Source organism: Kribbella sp. NPDC003557, from assembly GCF_040610805.1.
Lineage (GTDB): Bacteria > Actinomycetota > Actinomycetes > Propionibacteriales > Kribbellaceae > Kribbella.
Genome location: NZ_JBEXMY010000001.1, coordinates 515,190 through 533,725, shown reverse-complemented (window position 1 = coordinate 533,725; position 18,536 = coordinate 515,190). Strand labels below are relative to the sequence as shown.

Below are 18,536 nucleotides of genomic sequence, written 5' to 3'. Positions count from 1 at the left end.
TCACCGAAAGACACCATAACGGGGAGTTGTCATGCGCCACCGCCTTCGCCGGACCGCCACGGTCCTGCTCGCCGCGTTCCTGTGCGCCGCGACCCTGAGCGCCCCTGCCGGCGCGGTCACCTCGGCCGGCTTCGACGACTGGGACTGCAAGCCGTCGGCCGCGCATCCGAACCCACTCGTCCTGCTGCACGGTCTCGGCGGCAACGGGCCCGGCAACTACTCGTACCTCGGCTCGTTCCTGGCCGCGAAGGGCTACTGCGCCTTCACGCTCACCTACGGCCAGGCGACGCCGGAGATCCCGGTCGGCGGCACGGTCTCGATCGCGGAGTCGTCGAAGGAGATCGCTGCCTTCGTCCGGCGGGTCCGCCAGGCGACCGGCGCCGCGAAGGTCGACATCGTCGGGCACTCCGAGGGCGGCTTCCAGTCGATCTACGGCCCGAAGGTGCTCGGGTACGCCGGTCAGGTGGGCAAGGTCGTCGCGCTGGCGCCGCCGACGCACGGTACGACGTTCGGCGGGCTGGTCAGTGTCGGCGACTACCTCGGCCTCGGCCCGCTGGTCGACCAGGTGCTGCGGCAGTTCGGCTGCCCGGCTTGTGACGAGCTCATCGTCGGCGGGGCAGCGGTGGCGAAGCTGACCGCAGGCCCGATCGCGCAGCCGGGGGTGAAGTACACGATGATCGCGTCCCGCTTCGACGCCCTGGTAACCCCGCACGAAACGTCGTTCATCCGCGAGCCGGGCGTGGCGAACCTGTATGTCCAGAACAGCTGCCCGCTGGATCCGGTCGGCCATGTCGGCCTGGCCTTCGACCCGACGGTGGCCCAACTCGTTGCCAACGCCCTCGATCCCGCCCACGCGAAGCCGGTCGTGTGCGCGTTCGGGCCGCCGCTGTAATCCCGCGGCGAGGGCCGCGGGACGCTGCTTATGCTCGGCGGCATGACGAGCAGCGCGTGCGGGGACCTGCTCGGACTGGGTGCCGACCATCGCGACGCGGAGCGGGTGCTGCGGGCGGCCGGGTGGACGCCGTGCGGGGCGGGGGACTGGGCGATCGCGCTGCGTGCGCCGGACGGCCGGGCCGCGGCGCGGATCAGTCCGTTCGATCCTGCGGGGCCGTACACGGTCGCGCTGTATCGCGAGGCGGCGCACACCCGCCAGGTTCCGCGAGTCTTCGGGCATCGGCGGCTGGCGGGCGGCGGGGATCTGCAGCTGCTGGAGTGGCTCGAGCCGGTCGACCCGGACGAGGCCGCCGGGTTCCATCAGGCGCTGGCCGCGCGGGAGCCGGCGGTCGCCGAGCTCGCGGACGCCGTACGCCGGGTGCACGGGCGCGCGGCGCGGGAGCTGCCGTGGTTCGCGCCGCGGCTGGACGACAACCCGGACAACATCATGCGCACCACCGACGGGCGGCTGGTGGCGGCGGACCTGTTCAGCGCGGACGGGCCACGGCTCTACGCGGCGGTCGTGGACGAGCCGGAGCTTGTCGCGGCGCGGATCCCCGAGGCCGAGCGCCGGTTCATCACCGAGATCCCGCTCACCAACACCGGCCCGTGGCCGGCCGAGGTGCGCGCGGCGATGCGGGCCGGCCTGGCCGCCGCCGACGCGACCTCGGCCAGATAGCGGGTTGTGTGACCGCTGGCGGGTTGCAGTGGGCCGGCGGTGAAACAACCCGCTAGCTGGGCGCGGCGGTCAGGCGGTCAGGCGGTTCGGTGGAGTGGCTGGGTGGGTGGGTCGACGAGGAGGGCTGAGCCGCACTGCACGCAGATCCACTCGTCGGGCTCGTCGACCAGGTAGTCCGAGGGGTCGATCCGCTCGAACGGCGTCACGGCGGCGCAGAACGCGCAGTACTGGTCGGCGCCGCTCGTGGGCGGGGTCCGATCCCGCTTCTTTCGCAGGGTGCTTCGCATCGGAACGATCACCTCCGGGACAACACTTCCTTCAGGTTGCCACCGGAGGCGACGCGCTCAGCGCAACGACACGGCTCTACTTCCCACTCCACTCGTGGCCGAGGTCGTGCTCCTTCTGCAGGCCGGAGCGGATCGCGTCGACGACGAACGGCTCCAGCTTCTTGCCGATCAGCGGGACCGCGACCTTGACGTCGAGGTCGATCGACTGGACGGTCTGCGCGCCGTCCTTGCCGATCCGCGCGGTGCCCTTCAGGGTGACGGGGGTGTTCGAGATCTCGCCGGACACGTCCGCGGTCCGCGACCCGTCGGCCGCCGCCGCGTGCCAGGTCTCGGTCTGGACGACGGTCAGCGTCTCGCCGACGAACTTGCGGGCCATGTCCGGGATGTCGGTGGACTCCATCTCCCGGGAGACCCGGACGACGGTGTCGGCGCCCGACGTGCTGACCCGCACGTCGTACGACAGCGCCTTCGTCTTCTCGCAGGCCTGCTCACGGAAGGCGGTGTCGGTCACGATCGCGAACACTTCCTCAGGGGTGGCGTCGTACGACGCCGACATCTTCAGCTCCATGCGGTCATCATGGCATCACCGAAGTCACCCCGATGTCCCCGATGTCCCCGATGTCCCCGATGTCATGGTGCCGCGTTGAGCAGGTCGAGGGCGGACTGCTGGCGGGCGCCGTCGAGCTTGTCGACCGGGCCGTACCAGCGCAGGCCGTACTGGTCCATCGGCGTCCGGTCGGCCGCGTAGGCACGGTCGGCCTGGCGTTGCAGGTAGGACGTGTACGGGTGGTCGGACAGCGCCGCGTTCAGCTTGCCGAGGCCGCGGACGTGCGCGCCCTTGAACGACGGGCCGTCGCCGCCGCAGTCGCCGTTCTCGCACGGCTCGCGAAGGATGCCGTCGGCGGTGTGCAGCGCCGCGGCGGTGGTGGCCGCGTCGGCGAGCTGGCGCGCGGACGTCAGGTACGCCGCATTGTTCGTTGCCTTGGACAACTCGGTGAGCGCGCCGATCAGCACGCCCTGGTTGTACGTCCACGCGGTGTCGCCGTTGTTCTTGCAGGTGGACAGGTCGATACCGTCGTTCACCAGGTGCGAGGCGTTGATCATCCCGGTCTGCTGGAACCACGTCCATCCGACCTGCGCGCGTTGCAGGTACGTCGTGTCGCCGGCGATCCGCGTGTGCAACTGCGCGTTCAGCTGGATGTAGAGCGAGTTGGAGATCGCGTTCTTGTACGTCTTCGCCTCGCTCCACCAGACGCCACCGCCGCAGGTGTTGTCCCAGTACGCCGCCATGTGATCGGCGTCCGCGCGAGCCGTCTGCAGGTACCGTGCCTCGCCGGTGAGGTCGTACGCCGCGACCCAGGCCAGCCCCCACCAGCCGGTGTCGTCGATGTAGTCGTTGCGGAACTGGCCCTCGAACTTGCCGAGGTTCAGGTCGTACGTCCTGCCGATCGCGTACTTGTAGCTGGGCATACCGCTGACCCGGGCGTTGTCGATCAGCGCGTTGAGCGCGTTGGCGGAGTTCCACCAGCCGGTGGTGCCGAACAGCCCGCTGGCCAGGTTGTAGTCCTGCATCAGCGCGGTCGCGGCCGCCGTACGGCGATCCCAGGCGTTCCACGTCGTCCGGGCCCAGGGGGTGCAGGCGATGTCGGCGCGGTCGCCGGCCTTGCCGCAGGCGCGGAGGGCGCCGACGCCGAGGTGGTTCCAGTCGTCGACGTTGTACATCTGGGTGCGCCAGCCGCGTTGCCCGCTGGGGATCGCGGTGTTGCCGAGCCGGCTGCCGCCGGACCAGGTGCGGCCGCCGTCCATCGAGCGGTCCAGCCAGACCTCGTCGCCGGGGTTGCCGTTCTCGATCGACGCCCAGCCCATCGCGTCGTCGTCGTCGAAGTGCAGGGTGATCGTGCGGCCGAAGAGCGTGGTGGAGACCGGGGCACGGTCGCCGGGCGCGAGTGCGGGGTCGCGGGCGTCGCAGTACTTGTTGCAGATCGTTGCCTGGGTGGACATGGTCACCGGTGGGGTCTCAGCCGGCGCCGGTGGTGGCGCGCCGAGGGGAGCGATCAGCAGGGACAGGCTGGAAACGATTCCAACGTACATCACAGATCTCCCTGGGGCGGTAGGAAGCGACTGGGGTGGTGGGGCGGGAAAGGAATCGGCGCAGCGGTGCCACCGAAGGTAGGTGGGTGATGACGCTACGTCAAGATGTGAGCAGGGCGGCGAGGATCGCTGTGGTGAGGAGGACGGTGAGCGCGATCGCTACCCGGCGGCCGCGAGCGCGGCGGCGGGTGTGCGCGGAGCGGTCGGGGCGGATCGTGCACGGGTCGAAACCGAGCTCGTCGGACGGCGCGACGACACTGCCGAGCCGAGCCAGGAGCGAGCGCTGCTCCGCCTGCCGGGTCGCCTCCTCGACCACCCGGCGGCGCATGAACTCGCGGTGCCTGGTCGCCGGCAGCCGGACGTCCGACGGCACGGTGAGGCTCGACGGGAGCGCGAGGTCGGTCGGCAGCGGGAGGCCCGGCGGGAGCGCCCGCTGGACCACGGCGTGCGCCGCCGCCACCCGCCTCGCCCGGCTGATCGAAGGCGGGAGGATCAGGTAGGCGAGGTGGACGAGCGACCGGTAGTCGTCGAGCAGCAGCGCCTCGATCAGCGGTTCTTCCCTGGTGGGACCCTGGACGGGCCCCGGGACGATCGGTGTCTCGACCGTGGCGGACATGCGGCTCCTCAACTCGGCGTACCTGAGTACCAACGACCGAATCACTGACCAGTCACGAAGTGGTCGGTTAGTCTCCGTGTCATGAGCACTGGTGACGGCGTGGCGGGGCAGTGGGGCGGGGTCGACGTGAATTTCGGCGAGGAGGGCGGGCGGCTGACGTACGGCAGCTACCTGCGGCTGGCCGAGTTGCTCGACCAGCAGCGGCTGGAGTCCGACCCGCCGGCGCACGACGAACTGCTGTTCATCACGATCCACCAGGTGTACGAGCTGTGGTTCAAGCAGGTCCTGCACGAGCTGACCGCGTCCCGGGACGCGATGCTCGCCGGTGAGCTGTGGCTGGCCGAGCACCTGCTGCGGCGGGTGCACACGATCGAGCGGGTCCTGACGCAGCAGGTGGACATCCTGGAGACGATGACGCCGCAGGACTTCGGCGAGTTCCGGCACCGGTTGTCGCCGGCGTCCGGGTTCCAGTCGGTGCAGTTCCGCGAGGTCGAGTTCCTGTCCGGTGCGAAGGACCCGTCGTTCGTCCGCCGGTTCCGCGGGCTGACCGACGCCGAGAAGGACCGCCTGCGCCGCCGGCTGGAGGAGCCGACCCTGTGGGACGCGTACCTCGAGGTGCTGCAGAAGGCGGGCTTCGACACCGACTCCGAGGACTCGATCCGCGACGCCCTCCGCAAGATCGCCGGCGACCGCTCGCACTACGCGGCCGTCTGGGAACTCGCCGAGGCCCTCGTCCAGCACGACGAACTGGCCGCCGCCTGGCGTGCCCGCCACGTCGTCATGGTCGAGCGCATGATCGGTACCAAACCGGGCACCGGCGGGTCCTCCGGCGCCACCTACCTCCGCAGCCGCCTCGACCTCCGCTACTATCCGCTCCTCTGGAACCTGCGCAGCAACCTGTAGCCCACGGAAGGCCGCCCATGAAGCTCTATGCCGACACCGGGGCGAAGCGTTTCGGGCAGGTGGTCGGCGACGTGATGCTGGTCGCGTGGGTGTGGGGTTGTGTGCAGCTCGGGCAGGTCGTCTTCCACGTGACCGACGCGCTGGGGGCGCCGGGGCGGAAGGCGGCCGAGGCGGGGGACGGGCTGGCGGGAGATCTGCGGCGGTTGTCCGAGCCGATCGGGAAGGTGCCGGCGGTGGGGGACCAGCTGCGGTCGCCGATCGACGGCGCGGCCGGGGCCGCGGGGAAGCTGGCGCAGGCGGGGCGGGACCAGGCGCACGCGGTGGAGCAGCTCGCGTACGTGCTCGCGGCGGTGACGATCGGCCTGCCGGTGCTGTTCGCCGTACTGATCTGGCTGCCGCGGCGGATCCGGTTCGCGCGGCGGGCCGGTGCGGCGCAGCGGTTCATCGACAGTACGGCGGATCTCGACCTGTTCGCGCTCCGGGCGATGGCGAACCAGCCGATGCACAAGCTCGCGAAGATCTCCGACGACCCGGTCGCCGCCTGGCGCGACGGCGACGCCGACGTGATCGCGCGGCTCGCCCGCCTGGAGTTGCGCTCCACCGGGCTGAAGCCGCCCCGGACCTCCACGACCCAGTAACCCCCGCTCTGTGCCGCGCGCATCGCGCCGCCAGGCGTGGCCGATCGGCCGGGCCGGAGGTTGGTGAGTGATGGACGTCCGCTTGATTCCGGCTTGAGGTTGCCTTGAGCAGGCGGAGGATACGCTCGGTGGCATGGCGCGGGTGCTGCTGATCGAGGACGACGATGCGATCCGGGCGTCGTTGGGGAAGTCCCTCACGGCGGCCGGGCATGTCGTGTCGGCGGTGGCGGCCGGCGCGGACGGGGTCGCCGCGGTCGCGCGGGAGCGGCCGGAGGTGCTGCTGCTCGATCTCGGGCTTCCCGATCTCGACGGGCGCGACGTGCTCGCGATGGTGCGGGCGGTCAGCGACGTGCCGGTGATCGTGGCGACGGCGCGCGACGACGACGCGAGTATCGTACGGCTGCTGGACGCGGGCGCGGACGACTACGTGATCAAACCCTTCAGCGCGGCGCAGATGGATGCGCGGATCCGGGCCGTCCTGCGGCGGCTCGGGCAGGACCAGCAGGGCGAGACGACGGTCGAGATCGGCGGGCTGCGGATCGATCCGCGCAGCCGCGAGGTGACCGTCGACGGGGGCGCGGTGGACCTGACCCGCAAGGAGTTCGACCTGCTGCTGGCGTTGTCGCGCCGCCCGGGGGCCGTGGTGACGAAGCGGGAACTGCTCGCGGAGGTCTGGGGGCTGCCGTGGGGCGGCGGCGACCGGACCGTCGACGTACACCTTTCGTGGTTGCGGCGGAAGCTGGGCGAGACGGCCGCCGCTCCGCGGTTCATCCACAGCGTGCGCGGTGTCGGCGTCAAACTCGCGGCGGACGGGTAGTAGTCATGCGTCGTCGCATCCTGCTGCTGTCGGTGGGTATGACCACGCTGGTCGTGCTCGCGTTCGCCGTCCCGCTGGTGATCCTGCTCCGCAGCACCACGGCCAACGAGTCCAAGGACAAGGCGCGGTACCTGGCCGAGAGCGTCGCGTACTACGTCGGCGACAAGGGCCACACGAACGACGACATCACGGCGTACATCAACGGGCTGTCCGAGAAACCGGGGCGGATCTCGGTGCGGATGCCGGACGGTACGACGCTGGGCGAGCCGCCGCCCGGCGGGGTGCCGACGCCGAAGGAGGTCCCGGCCGGGTACGGCGACGACCCGGACGGCGACGGCAAGGGGCCGCCGAAGATCGGCGACGCCGACTACCGGGACGTCGACGGCGGACTCGCGGTGGATGTCGGTGTCGGCACGCCGACCGGAACCGCCTCGGTCTGTCTCTTCCTGACCGGGGAGGAGCTGTACGACGGTCTCGTGCCGCGGGTGTTGTTCCTCGTCGGCGGCAGTCTCCTCGTGCTGCTGCTCAGCATCGTCGGCGCGGAGTTGGTGTCCCGTCGGCTCGCGCGCCCGTTGGAGGAGACCGCGAGTACGGCGGAACGCCTGGCGCGCGGCGACATGGACGCCCGCGCCCCGACGACCGGGCCGGCCGAGGTGGCGAAGGTCGGCGCCGCGCTGAACGGACTCGCGGACCGCATCGACGAGGTGATCGCGGTCGAACGCGAGGCGGTCGCGGATCTGTCCCACCGGCTGCGGACGCCGTTGACCGCGCTCCGCCTGCAGGTCGAGGCGCTACCGGATCGGGAGAGCGCCGAGGAGCTGAACACCCAGGTCAACAGTCTCGAGCGGACGCTGACCGCGGTCATCAGCGCCGCCCGTCGGCCGCAACGCGAGGGACGTGTACCGCACTCGGACGCCGTCGAGGTGACGCGTCAACGGGCTGCCTTCTGGGAGCCGCTGTTCGAGGACCAGGGCCGCGAGTTGGCGCTGGACCTGCCGAACACCCCCGCGACAGTGCGCTCCTCGGCCGAGGACCTGGGCGCTGCGCTCGACGCCCTGGTCGAGAACGTCGTCGCCCACACCCCCGACGGCACGCCCGCGCGGATCACCCTGACCCGCGCGGACGGCGTCGTCCGCATCGTTGTCGCCGACAACGGCCCCGGCATCCCACTCGGCGCCGGCGAACGCGGCCGCAGCGACCGAGGCTCCACCGGCCTGGGCCTCGACATAGCCCGCCGCTGCGCCGAAGCCGCCGGCGGCCAACTGACCCTGCACCGCAACGAGGTCGTCCTGACCCTCGCGGCGACGTAGGTCAGCTGGTCGTCCAGACCGTCACTTCGAGCTCGACTCGTCCCGTGGTCGTGTTCCACGACTGGACTCGGAACAGACCGATGTGCGGGTTCACGGGCTCGCCGGAGCGCACGCAGAACGCCGTTCCCTTGCCGGCGGGGAACGATTCCGGCTGAGCGTCCGTGCCCAGCGCGCTCAGGCAGTCCTCGTAGGTGGCCGGTGTTCCGGGGGCGAGGACGCCTGCCTCGGCGCTCAATCCCAGTTGTGCGTACGGCACACCGCCGATCGGCCTGAATTCGCGCACCTCGATGGTCAAGAGGTCCTGGTTGACGACCGGGCCCGGCTGGTCGATGTTGACGCCGTAGTCGTCCGGAACCTTGACGTTCTCCTTCCAGACCAGGGTGCCGGCACCTCCCGCAGCCGGGCTGCCGGACGGACGATCGGTGCTGCCGGCCGTCGCAGTCATGGTGGTTGTCACCGTGCTGGTCGCTGTGCTTGTGACCGTGCTTGTCACGGTGGTTGTCGGTGGTGCCGGATTGATGCTCTGCGGCAAGGCGCCTGCCTGGCCCAGGACGATCGTCAGGACCGAGGCGACTACTGCCGCGACGGCCGGGATCCCTGCGAGCAGGGCAGGGTGACGGTGCCACGCGTAGTCCCGGTCGTCCTTCGGTTGGCCCGTTGTCGTGTTGCTCATCCGTGGCTCCCCTACACGTCGCAGGCCTGAGGAGTCAGCCTACCGACGGCCCGGCCCACGTCGCCTGTCCAAGGGGAGCGTCGCTAGATCTTCGACGGGTGTTTCGCCAGTGGGGTGACGTGGATGGTCAGGTAGGGGAACAGCGGGAGGCTCGACAGGATCTCGTGGAGTTCGTCGTTGGACTCGACGTCGAAGATGCTGATGTTCGCGTACTCGCCGACGATGCGCCACAGGTGCGGCCAGACGCCCGACTTCTGCAGGGCGACGGCGCGGTCGCGTTCGCGGGTGACCAGGGACTCGCGGGTGCCGGCGTCCAGGTCGGGCGGCAGGTGGACATCCATCCGGACATGGAAGAGCACTAGTTCCCCTCGAGGTCGAAGTCGTAGGTCGCGCGCCGGACGCCGGTGCCGTCGTCGACCGGGTCGAGGACCAGCTCGGGTTTCGTCGCCTCGGCGACATCGGAGTCGAGCCACTCGCCGCCCGCGAAGTAGAGCTGGGTGGTGATCGTCCGGTGGCCGTCGGCGCGCACCATCAGGTGCAGGTGGGCCGGGCGCCACGGGTGCCAGCCGGCCGCCGCGATCAGCTTGCCGGTCGGGCCGTCGGTCGGGATCTGGTACGGCGCGGGCTGCACGGTCCGGATCTCGAAGTTGCCCTGGGCATCGGTCACCACGACGCCGCGGAGGTTGCCGTCGGGTACGCCGGGCGCGAAGCCCGAGTAGTACCCGTCGGCGTCCGCGTGCCAGATGTCCACCTCCGCACCCGCCAGCGGCGTACCGTCGAGGTCGCGGACCTGACCCGCCAGCACCAGCGGCGTGCCCTTCTCGTCGTCTCGATGCGGCAGCTCGCACGAGGACGAGAGCCGCACCTGGTCAGGAAGGTAGTACGGTCCCTCGATCGTGCCGAGCGTTCCCCGCTGGGACGTCGCGGCGACATCCTCCACGACGTGCTCGACGAACACGTCCATGAACAACGGCCATTCACCGCCTTCGCCGACCGCCATCAGCCACGCCTTCGCGGCCTGGAACTCCGGGTAGGTGACCTGCTTGTCGCGGATCGCAGTGTGCACACCCTGCAGTACTGCGGTGACGACCGCGCTGACCCGCTCGGGCGGTACGTCGGCCGCGGACCGGGCCCGGTCCTTGAAGCTCGAGCTGGCGTTCGCGCCGGACTCGGCGGCGGTCGGTGAATCGTGCACTGTGGTCATGATGGTTCTCCTTCAGCGGTTCAGGATCCGGCTGACGTCGGTCGGGTTGACCAGGTCCGGCACCGTCCAGCCGTCCAGGTCGTACTCGGCGAGCATCGTCTCGGCGAAGCCCTTCATCGCGGCGGTCTCGCCCTGCGCCTCGGCGGCGAACAGGATCTCGGCCTTCACGTTCTCGTGGTTGCCCGAGTAGTTGCGCTCGTACAGCTCGTGCCGGCCGCCGAACTCGGTGCCGACCGCGTCCCACAGCGCCTTCATCAGCTTGGTCCGCTCGACCGCGTCGTAGCCGTTCGAGCCGCGGACGAAGCGGTCCAGGTACGGCCGGACCTCGGGCGTCTTGAAGTCGACGGCGTTGGAGTTGAGGTAGATGAGGCCGGAGGCGACGTCCTGCTGGATGATCTCCTTCACCCGCGGGTAGCCGGTGATCATGAACTGCCGGTAGATCAGGCCGTAGTCGAGTTTCGGCAGCACCGTCCCGTTCGGGCCCGGGTCCGGGTTCAGCGCCATCGCGTCCGCCATGCACCGGAACAGGTTCCGCCAGCCGATCACTTCACCGACCCGGGTCTGGACGCCGCGGAAGTCCTTGCTGCCCGTGCATTCGAGGGCCTTGAGCAACAGTCCGGCGATGAAGTCGAGCTTCACCGACAGCCGGATGCAGCCGTGGAAGGTGAACCGCGGGATGAACCCGGACTGTGGGAAGAAGCCGTTGATCTTGTCCACGTCGCCGTACAGGAAGATGTTCTCCCACGGCACCAGCACCTTGTCGAAGACGAAGATCGTGTCGTTCTCGTCCATCCGGCTGGACAGCGGGTAGTCGAACGGGCTGCCCATCACGTCGGCCTGCATGGTGTACGACGGCCGGCAGATGAGCTTCACACCAGGAGCGCTCATCGGGACCGTGCAGATCAGGGCGTACTCCTTCTTCTTGATCGGCAGCCCGTAGTGCGCGATGAAGTTGTAGTTGGTGATCGCGGACCCGGTCGCGACCACCTTCGCGCCGGACACGATCACGCCGGCGTCGGTCTCCTTCTCGACCCGCATGAAGATGTCACCGGCCTCGTCCGGCGGCAGGTTGCGGTCGACCGGCGGGTTGATGATCGCGTGGTTCCAGTACAGGACCTTCTCCTGCGACTCCTTGTACCAGCGCTTCGCGTTCTGTTCGTACGGCTGGTAGAAGTCGGTGTTCCCGCCGAGCGTGCCGAGGAAGCTGGCCTTGTAGTCGGGGCTGCGGCCCATCCAGCCCCAGGTCTGGCGGGCCCAGTGCTCGATCGCGACCCGGTCCTTCTGCAGGTCGGCCGAGCTGTGCGGGGTCCGGAAGAACGGGTGCGTGTAGCCGCCGTTGCCGGTGTCGGTCGGGACCGTGATCTCGTCGTGCGTCGCGGGGTCGTGCAGGGCGTCGTACAGCCGGGCGGTCATCCGCGCCGGGTTGCGGAACGCCGGGTGCTCGGTGACGTCCTTGACGCGTTCGCCGTAGATCCAGATCTCCCGGTCGTCGCGGATCGAGTCGAGGTACTCCGCACCTGTCATCGGGCGCTTGGTCGTGGTCTGCGGATCAAGGGTGGTGGTCATCGAAGAGTCCTTTCCGGGGCAAGGGGCGTGAAGACGGCACTGGCGTCGAACCAGCCGGAGTCCGGGCAGTCGAGCGAGCCGGACCAGTGGGTCTCGACCGGACCCAGGTAGCGGAACCGGCCGCCGTGGAACAGCAGCGGGTCCCGGGCGGTGATCCCGACCGCGGCCACCTCACCGATCACGATCAGGTGGTCGCCGCCGTCGTACGTCCGCCACGGCCGGCACGAGATCGTCGTGGCCGCGCCTTCGAGCAGCGGAGCGGTGGGACCGTCGACCCAGCCGGGCGCGCGGCCTGGTAGCTGGGTGGGCCGTCCGGCGAAGTGCCAGGCGACGTCGAGCTGGTCGTCGGCGAGCACGTTGATCGCGAACGGCTTGCCGTCGAGGTACTGGCATGCCTTCGACGTGCGGGTCAGCGTGACCTGCGCGAGCGCGGGCTCGAGGGAGACGGCGGTGAAGGCGTTCACGGTGGCGCCGTGCGGCCGGCCCTCCTCGCTGGTACAGGTCACCACGGTCACGCCGGTGGCGAACTGGCCGAACGCGGTCCGGAGTTCTCGCGATTCCATCGGCGTTACCTCCTCGATTGTACGCTCTGCGTACAGCTCGTACGCTTGGCGTACGACAAGACCATGGTAGGCCTGCGAACGACTGTCAAGGGCTCAACTAAATTTCCGTGCTTCAGAAGTGGAAGGATGATCCGCATGAGTGAGCGCGACTACGTGCAGAGCATCGAGCGCGGGTTCGCCGTACTGCTCGCGTTCGACGCCGACCGGCCCACCCCGACGCTGGCCGAGGTCGCCGCCGCGACCGGGCTCTCCCGGCCCGCGGTCCGGCGGATCCTGCTGACGCTGCAGAAGCTCGGGTACGTCGCCGCGCAGGGCAGCCGGTGGACCTTGACGCCCCGGGTGCTCACGATCGGCCAGCACTACGCGGCCACGCACAGCTTCGTGGAGAGCGCGCAGCCGCACCTGCTCCGGCTCGCCGAGGAGACCCAGGAGTCGGCGTCCCTCGCGCAACTCGACGGGACCGACGTCGTGTACGTCGCCCGCGTCCAGGTGCGCCGCGTCATGACGATCTCGATCGACGTGGGCAGCAGGGTGCCGGCGCACGCGACCTCGATGGGCCGGGTGCTGACCGCGTGGGCGGACTCGGCGGTCGTCGACGCGGTGATCGCGGCCGGTCTGCCGCGGTTGGCGCAGCGGACGATCACCGACCCGACGGCGTTCCGGGACGCGCTGCATCAGGTCCGCCAGGACGGGTACGCGTTGGTCGAGTCCGAGCTCGAGGACGGGCTGCTCTCGGCGTCGGTGCCGGTCCGGACGCCGGACGGCGCCGTGCTCGCGGCCCTCGCCTACTCGACGACGGTCGGCCGGCGTACGGCGGAGCAGGTCGTCGACAAGGTGGTTCCGTTGATGCAGGACGCCGCGGCAGCGATCTCCGCGGACCTTCGCCTGCTCGGCCGCACCCGGCGCCTGGATACCCAGGCCCGCGACGGGTTCTACTGAACCAGCCCTCTGAGCACCGCCAGCGCCCGCTCGAGGTGCGGCGCTTCGTCCGCGGCCCGGGTGGCGGCCGCCAACTCGACGGTCGCCGAGCCGCTGAGCGCGCGATAGGCCACCCCCGGAACCAGCAGCTCGGCCACGGGTGCCGGCACGATCGCGATGCCCAGTCCTGCCGCGACGAACGTCACCAGGGTCGACGTTTCCGCCACCTCGTGCCGTACCCGCGGCTCGAAACCTGCCGCCCGGCAACGCGCCAGCACGGTGTCGTGCATCACCGACCGGCCGGCTCCCGCGTGGATCACGAAGTCCTCGTCGGCCAGCTCCTCCAGCCGCACCCGGCGACTGCCGGCCAGTCGATGCCCCTCGGGGACGGCGACGATCAGCGGATCGGCGCGCAGCACGTCGACCCGCAGGGACTCGTCCTCCACCGGCGGCCGCAGCAGCCCGAGGTCGATCCGGCCGTCCGCGAGCGCCTGGGCCTGTTCGGGCGCGAGCATCTCGCCCTGGACGGCGACCTCGACGTCGGGCAGCTCCTCGCGCAACGTCCGCACCAGGTGCGGCAGCAGGCTGTACGTCGCCGAGCCGACGCAGCCGATCACCAGCCGCCCCTGGAGCCCCGCCGCCACCCGCTGCGCCTCACCTGCCGCCGACGAGACCGCCGCGATGATCTGCCGGGCCCGGACCAGGTACGCCTCGCCCGCTGGTGTCAGCTCGACGCGACGCGTCGTCCGCCGCAGCAGCTGCAGGCCGAGCTCGCTCTCCAGTTGCCGGATCTGCTGCGACAGCGGCGGCTGGGCCATGTGCAACCGGGCGGCGGCGCGGCCGAAGTGCCGTTCCTCGGCGACGGCGACGAAGTACCGCAGATGGCGAAGCTCCACCTGATTGATACTGTCAGAGTCTCAGTCGAGCGTAAATAAGTATTTCTCCATATCGGTCCTGGCAGCCTACCGTCGAGGGCATGAGCGATGTGGTGATCTGCGAACCGATCCGCACCCCGGTGGGCCGCTTCGGCGGTGCGCTGTCCGCGCTGTCGGCCGCCGAGCTCGCCACGGCCGCTCTCACCGAGCTGGTCCACCGGACCGGTCTGGGCGAAGGCGATGTCGACGACGTCGTGCTCGGTCAGTGCTACCCGAACGGCGAAGCACCCGCGGTCGGCCGGATCGCCGCCCTCGACGCGGGCCTCGGCGTCGGCGTACCGGGTGTGCAGGTCGACCGCCGCTGCGGCTCGGGCCTGCAGGCCGTGCTGTACGCGGCGGGTATGGTGGCCACCGGCGCCGCCCGGCTGGTCGTTGCCGGCGGCACCGAATCCATGTCGCAGGTCGAGCACTACGCGCTCGGCCTACGGACCGGCGTCCGCGGCTCCGTCGAGCTGAGCGACCGCCTGATCCGCGCCCGCGAGACCGCCGGCGGCAAGTACCACCCGGTGCCGGGCGGGATGCTGGAGACGGCCGAGAACGTCCGCCGTGAGTACGGCATCTCACGCGAGGAGCAGGACGAGTTCGCGCTGCGGTCCCACCAGCGCGCCGTCGCCGCGCAGACCGCGGGCCGCTTCGCCGACGAGTTGGTGCCCGTCGAGGTGCCGGGCCGTCGCGGCACGAGCACGCTGGTGACCGTCGACGAGCACCCGCGTCCTGACACTTCACTCGACGGTCTCGCCGCGCTTCGGCCGGTCATGCTGAAGGACGACCCGGAGGCGACCGTGACCGCCGGCAACGCCAGTGGGCAGAACGACGGTGCCGCCGTCTGCGTCGTCACCACCCGCGAGGAGGCCGAGCGCCGTGGCCTCCGCCCCCTCGTGGCGCTGTGCTCATGGGCGGTCGCGGGTGTGGGGCCGGAGGTGATGGGGATCGGACCGGTCCCGGCGGTCGCCGCGGCGCTCGCCCGCGCCGACCTCACCCTCGACGACCTCGACCTGATCGAGCTCAACGAGGCGTTCGCGTCCCAGGTCCTGGCCTGCCTGCGCGAATGGAAGGTCGACCCGCTCGACGAGCGCCTGAACCCGAACGGTTCCGGTATCTCCCTCGGCCACCCCGTCGGCGCGACCGGCGCCCGGATCCTGGCCACCTTGTCCCGCGAGCTGCACCGGCGCGACGGCCGGTACGCGCTGGAGACACTGTGCATCGGCGGCGGGCAGGGGATCGCCGCGATCTTCGAGGCCGTCCGGTGAAGGTCGCGTCCGAGGTCAGCGGCCGGCCGGACGCGCCGACCGTCGTGCTGGCGAACTCACTCGGTTCGACCTGGGAGATGTGGGACGCGAACCTGGCTTCGCTGGAGGAGCACTTCCGGGTCGTCCGCTTCGACACCCGCGGGCACGGTCGCTCACCGGTCCCGCCCGGCCCGTACACGATCGACGACCTCACCGACGACGTGGTCGACCTGCTCGACGAGCTCGGCGTCGAGCGCGCCCACTTCGTCGGCCTCTCGCTCGGCGGGATGACCGGCCTGCGGCTGGCCGCGCGCAACGGGGACCGCGTGGACCGTTTGGTGGTTCTGTGTACGGGCGCCCGGCTGGATCCGCGGTCGGCGTGGTCCGAGCGCGCAGATCTGGTTCGCTCGGACGGCACGGCCGCGGTCGCGGAGGCCGTCGTACGGCGCTGGTACACGGCCGGCTGGCTCGACGCGCATCCGCAGGTCCGCAAGGAAGCGGAGGAGATGGTGGCACTGACACCGCCGGCCGGGTACGCCGCCTGTTGCGAGGTGATCGCCACGATGGACCTGCTCGACGACCTGCCGCGGATCACCGCGCCGACGCTGGCCGTCGCCGGCGCCGACGATCCGGCCACCCCGCCGTGGCAGCTCGAGCGCATCGCCGACACAGTTGCCGACGGCAAGCTTCTCGTCGTACCGCAGGCCGCGCACCTGGCGTCCGCGGAACGGCCCGACGTGGTGACGCCGGCTGTCGTCGCCCACCTTCTGGAGGACGGCTCATGAGCCTCGACAAGGTCGTCGCGACCCCGGCGCAGGCGGTCGCGGACATCGCGGAAGGTTCGAGCGTCGCGGTCGGCGGGTTCGGGCTGGCCGGGATCCCGTGGTTCCTGATCGAGGCACTGCTGGAGCAGGGCGCGGGTGATCTGACCGTGGTGTCGAACAACTGCGGCGTCGACGGTGCGGGGCTCGGTCTGCTGCTCGAACGCGGCCGGATCAGCCGGGTGATCGCGTCGTACGTCGGGGAGAACAAGGAGTTCGCCCGGCAGTACCTCGCGGGGGAGTTGACCGTCGAGCTGACGCCGCAGGGCACGCTCGCCGAGCGGCTGCGCGCGGGCGGCGCCGGGATCGGGGCGTTCTTCACCCCGACCGGCGTCGGCACGCTGGTCTCCGAGGGTGGGCTGCCCTGGCGGTACGCGCCGGACGGGACGGTCGCGGTCGCCTCACCGGCCAAGGAGGTACGGACGATCCAGGGCCGGGACATGGTGCTGGAGGAGGCGATCGTCACCGACGTCGCCCTGGTCCGGGCCGCGGTCGCCGATCGCGCGGGCAACTGTGTGTTCCACGCGTCCGCCCGCAATTTCAACCCGGTCGCCGCGATGGCCGGCCGGTTGACGATCGTCGAGGCCGAGCAGGTCGTGGAGGTCGGCGACCTGGCGCCCGACGCGATCCACCTGCCGGGCGTCTTCGTGCACCGCGTCGTACCGCTGACACCGGAGCAGGCCGCGCGGAAGTCCGTCGAGAAGCGCACCACCCGCCCACGACCCACCGCCGGGGAGGTCTGACATGCCGTGGACACGTGACCAGATGGCCGCGCGGGCGGCGGTCGAGCTGAGCGACGGGGAGTACGTCAACCTCGGGATCGGGCTGCCGACACTCGTCCCGAACTACCTGCCGGCCGGGTCGTCCGTCACGCTGCAGGCGGAGAACGGGATCCTCGGCGTCGGCCCCTTCCCGTACGACGACGAGGTCGACCCGGACCTGATCGACGCCGGCAAACAGACCGTCACGGTCGTTCCGGGCGCGTCGTACTTCGACTCCGCGACCAGCTTCGCGATGATCCGCGGCGGCCATATCGACGTCGCCGTCCTCGGCGCCATGCAGGTCTCGGCCTCCGGCGACCTCGCGAACTGGCTCGTCCCCGGCGCCATGGTGAAAGGCATGGGCGGCGCCATGGACCTGGTCAGCGGCGCCCGCCGCGTCATCACACTGATGGAACACCGCACCCGCCAGGGCGCCCCCAAACTGCTGGAAACCTGCACGCTCCCACTGACCGGGCGCCGTGTGGTCCAACGCGTCATCACCGACCTGGCCGTCCTGGACATCACCAACGGCACCTTCACCCTCGTGGAACTCGCCCCGTCCGTCACGATCGCCGAACTCCGAAAGGCAACAGCGGCGCCCGTGACGGTCACCTGATCAGAGGGGTACTGACAGGGTCTGGCAGGAGCGTGGCGAGGACGTAGCGTGAAGGTATGGCCGTCAACAACGACTCCAGCAAGGATCTGCGGGAGTTTCTGACCACGCGCCGGGCGAGGATCACCCCTGATCAGGCCGGGTTGCCCGTGTACGGCGCCAACCGCCGGGTCACCGGCCTGCGCCGCGAAGAGGTTGCGCTGCTCGCGGGGATCAGCGTCGAGTACTACACCCGCCTGGAGCGCGGCAGTGCCGGCAGTGTCTCGGACAGCGTCCTCGACGGGCTCGTACACGCGCTGCAGCTCGACGAGGCCGAGCGCGACTACCTCTACCGCCTGGTCCGTACGGCGGCCACGCCGTCGGCACGCGCGCCACGCCGTACGCGGGGGAGGCAGCGCGTGCGTCCGGTCGTGCAGCGCATCCTCGACCAGATGCCGATGCCGGCGTACCTGCGGAACAGCCGCTTCGACGTGCTCGCCGCCAACGATCTGGGACGGGCTCTGTACAGCCCGCTGTACGACCAGGCCGGCCCCCACCGACTTCCCAACAGTGCCCGCTTCTGCTTCCTGGACCCCGGCGCGACCGAGTTCTTCATCGACTACGACAAGACAGCGAACGATTGTGTCGCGTTCCTGCGGGCTGCGGCCGGTAGCGACCCCTACGACAAGGACCTCTCCGACCTTGTAGGTGAGCTGTCCACTCGCAGCGAGGACTTCCGCCGCCGGTGGGCCGCTCATGAGGTGCGTTACCACCGCACCGGCCGCAAACGCTTCCACCACCCGCTCGTCGGCGACATCGAGCTGGACTACGAAGCCTTCGAGCTTTCCGGCGACCCTGGGCAGCGCATCAACGTCTGCACCGCACCGCCGGACTCGCCCGCGGAGGAAGCGTTGAAGCTCCTGGCCAGCTGGACCGTGCCGGTCCTCGACCAAGCCGCAAAGGACTGACGTTGATTTTCCGACTGCTGCAAGGGATTTCG

General features: G+C 70.4%; 22 protein-coding genes. 12 read left to right on the top strand and 10 right to left on the bottom strand.

Annotated features, from left to right (window positions below; genetic code table 11):
• The first annotated feature begins 31 nt into the window (after positions 1-31).
• Together ABZW60_RS02605 and ABZW60_RS02600 are read left to right on the top strand one after the other, a co-directional pair.
• Positions 32-892 carry an alpha/beta fold hydrolase gene (locus ABZW60_RS02605; RefSeq protein WP_355473278.1) on the top strand — a complete coding sequence of 287 codons (861 nt, stop codon included), beginning with the start codon at positions 32-34 and terminating at the stop codon, positions 890-892.
• Positions 893-934: 42 nt separating this feature from the next.
• On the top strand, positions 935-1,612 hold the full coding sequence (locus ABZW60_RS02600; RefSeq protein WP_355473276.1) for a hypothetical protein: 678 nt from the start codon (positions 935-937) through the stop codon (positions 1,610-1,612).
• A gap of 77 nt (positions 1,613-1,689) precedes the next feature.
• Here the strand turns inward: ABZW60_RS02600 and ABZW60_RS02595 are convergent, their stop codons facing one another.
• From ABZW60_RS02595 to ABZW60_RS02580, 4 genes are all read right to left on the bottom strand, one after another.
• Positions 1,690-1,899, bottom strand: coding sequence for a hypothetical protein (locus ABZW60_RS02595; RefSeq protein WP_355473274.1), 210 nt, complete (start codon positions 1,897-1,899; stop codon positions 1,690-1,692).
• 76 nt (positions 1,900-1,975) lie between these two features.
• The gene (locus ABZW60_RS02590) at positions 1,976-2,467 is read right to left on the bottom strand and encodes a DUF2505 domain-containing protein (protein ID WP_355473272.1); all 492 of its coding nucleotides are present in this window, start codon (positions 2,465-2,467) and stop codon (positions 1,976-1,978) included.
• 62 nt (positions 2,468-2,529) lie between these two features.
• Positions 2,530-3,990, bottom strand: a complete 1,461-nt coding sequence (locus tag ABZW60_RS02585) for a glycoside hydrolase family 76 protein (RefSeq protein WP_355473270.1) — start codon at positions 3,988-3,990, stop codon at positions 2,530-2,532.
• A 100-nt stretch (positions 3,991-4,090) separates the two neighbouring features.
• A complete protein-coding gene (locus ABZW60_RS02580) occupies positions 4,091-4,606 on the bottom strand; it encodes a hypothetical protein (RefSeq protein ID WP_355473268.1) in 516 nt (171 codons plus the stop codon).
• Between the two features lie 81 nt (positions 4,607-4,687).
• Here ABZW60_RS02580 and ABZW60_RS02575 point away from each other — a divergent pair, with 81 nt between their 5' ends.
• From ABZW60_RS02575 to ABZW60_RS02560, 4 genes are all read left to right on the top strand, one after another.
• Positions 4,688-5,509 (top strand): tryptophan 2,3-dioxygenase family protein, encoded by an 822-nt coding sequence (locus ABZW60_RS02575; RefSeq protein WP_355473266.1) that lies wholly within the window; start codon positions 4,688-4,690, stop codon positions 5,507-5,509.
• A gap of 17 nt (positions 5,510-5,526) precedes the next feature.
• Positions 5,527-6,147: a hypothetical protein gene (locus ABZW60_RS02570; protein WP_355473264.1), complete on the top strand. Its 621-nt coding sequence runs from the start codon at positions 5,527-5,529 to the stop codon at positions 6,145-6,147.
• A gap of 133 nt (positions 6,148-6,280) precedes the next feature.
• Positions 6,281-6,964 (top strand): response regulator transcription factor, encoded by a 684-nt coding sequence (locus tag ABZW60_RS02565; RefSeq protein ID WP_355473262.1) that lies wholly within the window; start codon positions 6,281-6,283, stop codon positions 6,962-6,964.
• A 5-nt stretch (positions 6,965-6,969) separates the two neighbouring features.
• Positions 6,970-8,274 carry a HAMP domain-containing sensor histidine kinase gene (locus ABZW60_RS02560; RefSeq protein ID WP_355473260.1) on the top strand — a complete coding sequence of 435 codons (1,305 nt, stop codon included), beginning with the start codon at positions 6,970-6,972 and terminating at the stop codon, positions 8,272-8,274.
• A gap of 1 nt (position 8,275) precedes the next feature.
• Here the strand turns inward: ABZW60_RS02560 and ABZW60_RS02555 are convergent, their stop codons facing one another.
• The 5 genes from ABZW60_RS02555 to ABZW60_RS02535 all read right to left on the bottom strand — a co-directional run bounded on the left by ABZW60_RS02555 (position 8,276) and on the right by ABZW60_RS02535 (position 12,280).
• Positions 8,276-8,947 carry a hypothetical protein gene (locus ABZW60_RS02555; protein ID WP_355473258.1) on the bottom strand — a complete coding sequence of 224 codons (672 nt, stop codon included), beginning with the start codon at positions 8,945-8,947 and terminating at the stop codon, positions 8,276-8,278.
• Between the two features lie 83 nt (positions 8,948-9,030).
• Entirely contained in the window at positions 9,031-9,306 is a 276-nt protein-coding gene (catC, locus tag ABZW60_RS02550) for a muconolactone Delta-isomerase (protein ID WP_355473256.1), read from the bottom strand.
• Positions 9,306-10,151 carry a catechol 1,2-dioxygenase gene (gene catA, locus ABZW60_RS02545; RefSeq protein ID WP_355473254.1) on the bottom strand — a complete coding sequence of 282 codons (846 nt, stop codon included), beginning with the start codon at positions 10,149-10,151 and terminating at the stop codon, positions 9,306-9,308. The genes catC and catA overlap by 1 nt, the downstream gene beginning before the upstream one ends.
• Positions 10,152-10,163: 12 nt before the next feature.
• On the bottom strand, positions 10,164-11,717 hold the full coding sequence (locus ABZW60_RS02540) for a 4-hydroxyphenylacetate 3-hydroxylase N-terminal domain-containing protein (RefSeq protein ID WP_355473252.1): 1,554 nt from the start codon (positions 11,715-11,717) through the stop codon (positions 10,164-10,166).
• A complete protein-coding gene (locus ABZW60_RS02535; protein ID WP_355473251.1) occupies positions 11,714-12,280 on the bottom strand; it encodes a flavin reductase family protein in 567 nt (188 codons plus the stop codon). Before ABZW60_RS02535 ends, ABZW60_RS02540 begins: the two co-directional genes overlap by 4 nt.
• 135 nt (positions 12,281-12,415) lie before the next feature.
• On the opposite strand from ABZW60_RS02535, the gene ABZW60_RS02530 reads away from it, so the two are divergent.
• Positions 12,416-13,219 (top strand): IclR family transcriptional regulator C-terminal domain-containing protein, encoded by an 804-nt coding sequence (locus tag ABZW60_RS02530; protein ID WP_355473249.1) that lies wholly within the window; start codon positions 12,416-12,418, stop codon positions 13,217-13,219.
• On the opposite strand, the gene ABZW60_RS02525 is transcribed toward ABZW60_RS02530, so the two are convergent.
• The gene (locus ABZW60_RS02525) at positions 13,213-14,094 is read right to left on the bottom strand and encodes a LysR substrate-binding domain-containing protein (protein ID WP_355473247.1); all 882 of its coding nucleotides are present in this window, start codon (positions 14,092-14,094) and stop codon (positions 13,213-13,215) included. The two genes, ABZW60_RS02530 and ABZW60_RS02525, sit on opposite strands and share 7 nt — an antisense overlap.
• An 80-nt stretch (positions 14,095-14,174) precedes the next feature.
• Between ABZW60_RS02525 and ABZW60_RS02520 the strand changes: the two genes are divergently transcribed.
• The 5 genes from ABZW60_RS02520 to ABZW60_RS02500 are packed head-to-tail and all read left to right on the top strand — an operon-like array spanning position 14,175 to position 18,504.
• Positions 14,175-15,383 (top strand): acetyl-CoA C-acetyltransferase, encoded by a 1,209-nt coding sequence (locus ABZW60_RS02520; RefSeq protein ID WP_355473245.1) that lies wholly within the window; start codon positions 14,175-14,177, stop codon positions 15,381-15,383.
• Positions 15,380-16,147, top strand: a complete 768-nt coding sequence (gene pcaD, locus ABZW60_RS02515; protein WP_355473243.1) for a 3-oxoadipate enol-lactonase — start codon at positions 15,380-15,382, stop codon at positions 16,145-16,147. Before ABZW60_RS02520 ends, pcaD begins: the two co-directional genes overlap by 4 nt.
• On the top strand, positions 16,144-16,926 hold the full coding sequence (locus tag ABZW60_RS02510; protein WP_355473242.1) for a CoA transferase subunit A: 783 nt from the start codon (positions 16,144-16,146) through the stop codon (positions 16,924-16,926). The genes pcaD and ABZW60_RS02510 overlap by 4 nt, the downstream gene beginning before the upstream one ends.
• Before the next feature lies 1 nt (position 16,927).
• The gene (locus tag ABZW60_RS02505) at positions 16,928-17,560 is read left to right on the top strand and encodes a CoA transferase subunit B (RefSeq protein WP_355473240.1); all 633 of its coding nucleotides are present in this window, start codon (positions 16,928-16,930) and stop codon (positions 17,558-17,560) included.
• A 56-nt stretch (positions 17,561-17,616) separates the two neighbouring features.
• A complete protein-coding gene (locus ABZW60_RS02500) occupies positions 17,617-18,504 on the top strand; it encodes a helix-turn-helix transcriptional regulator (protein WP_355473238.1) in 888 nt (295 codons plus the stop codon).
• Positions 18,505-18,536 lie beyond the last annotated feature (32 nt).

Coding starts and splice junctions, on each gene's coding strand:
- ABZW60_RS02605 (WP_355473278.1), top strand. CDS start 32: ATGCGCCACCGCCTTCGCCGGACCGCCACGGTCCTGCTCGCCGCGTTC.
- ABZW60_RS02600 (WP_355473276.1), top strand. CDS start 935: ATGACGAGCAGCGCGTGCGGGGACCTGCTCGGACTGGGTGCCGACCAT.
- ABZW60_RS02595 (WP_355473274.1), bottom strand. CDS start 1,899: ATGCGAAGCACCCTGCGAAAGAAGCGGGATCGGACCCCGCCCACGAGC.
- ABZW60_RS02590 (WP_355473272.1), bottom strand. CDS start 2,467: ATGGAGCTGAAGATGTCGGCGTCGTACGACGCCACCCCTGAGGAAGTG.
- ABZW60_RS02585 (WP_355473270.1), bottom strand. CDS start 3,990: ATGTACGTTGGAATCGTTTCCAGCCTGTCCCTGCTGATCGCTCCCCTC.
- ABZW60_RS02580 (WP_355473268.1), bottom strand. CDS start 4,606: ATGTCCGCCACGGTCGAGACACCGATCGTCCCGGGGCCCGTCCAGGGT.
- ABZW60_RS02575 (WP_355473266.1), top strand. CDS start 4,688: ATGAGCACTGGTGACGGCGTGGCGGGGCAGTGGGGCGGGGTCGACGTG.
- ABZW60_RS02570 (WP_355473264.1), top strand. CDS start 5,527: ATGAAGCTCTATGCCGACACCGGGGCGAAGCGTTTCGGGCAGGTGGTC.
- ABZW60_RS02565 (WP_355473262.1), top strand. CDS start 6,281: ATGGCGCGGGTGCTGCTGATCGAGGACGACGATGCGATCCGGGCGTCG.
- ABZW60_RS02560 (WP_355473260.1), top strand. CDS start 6,970: ATGCGTCGTCGCATCCTGCTGCTGTCGGTGGGTATGACCACGCTGGTC.
- ABZW60_RS02555 (WP_355473258.1), bottom strand. CDS start 8,947: ATGAGCAACACGACAACGGGCCAACCGAAGGACGACCGGGACTACGCG.
- catA (WP_355473254.1), bottom strand. CDS start 10,151: ATGACCACAGTGCACGATTCACCGACCGCCGCCGAGTCCGGCGCGAAC.
- ABZW60_RS02540 (WP_355473252.1), bottom strand. CDS start 11,717: ATGACCACCACCCTTGATCCGCAGACCACGACCAAGCGCCCGATGACA.
- ABZW60_RS02535 (WP_355473251.1), bottom strand. CDS start 12,280: ATGGAATCGCGAGAACTCCGGACCGCGTTCGGCCAGTTCGCCACCGGC.
- ABZW60_RS02530 (WP_355473249.1), top strand. CDS start 12,416: ATGAGTGAGCGCGACTACGTGCAGAGCATCGAGCGCGGGTTCGCCGTA.
- ABZW60_RS02520 (WP_355473245.1), top strand. CDS start 14,175: ATGAGCGATGTGGTGATCTGCGAACCGATCCGCACCCCGGTGGGCCGC.
- ABZW60_RS02510 (WP_355473242.1), top strand. CDS start 16,144: ATGAGCCTCGACAAGGTCGTCGCGACCCCGGCGCAGGCGGTCGCGGAC.
- ABZW60_RS02505 (WP_355473240.1), top strand. CDS start 16,928: ATGCCGTGGACACGTGACCAGATGGCCGCGCGGGCGGCGGTCGAGCTG.
- ABZW60_RS02500 (WP_355473238.1), top strand. CDS start 17,617: ATGGCCGTCAACAACGACTCCAGCAAGGATCTGCGGGAGTTTCTGACC.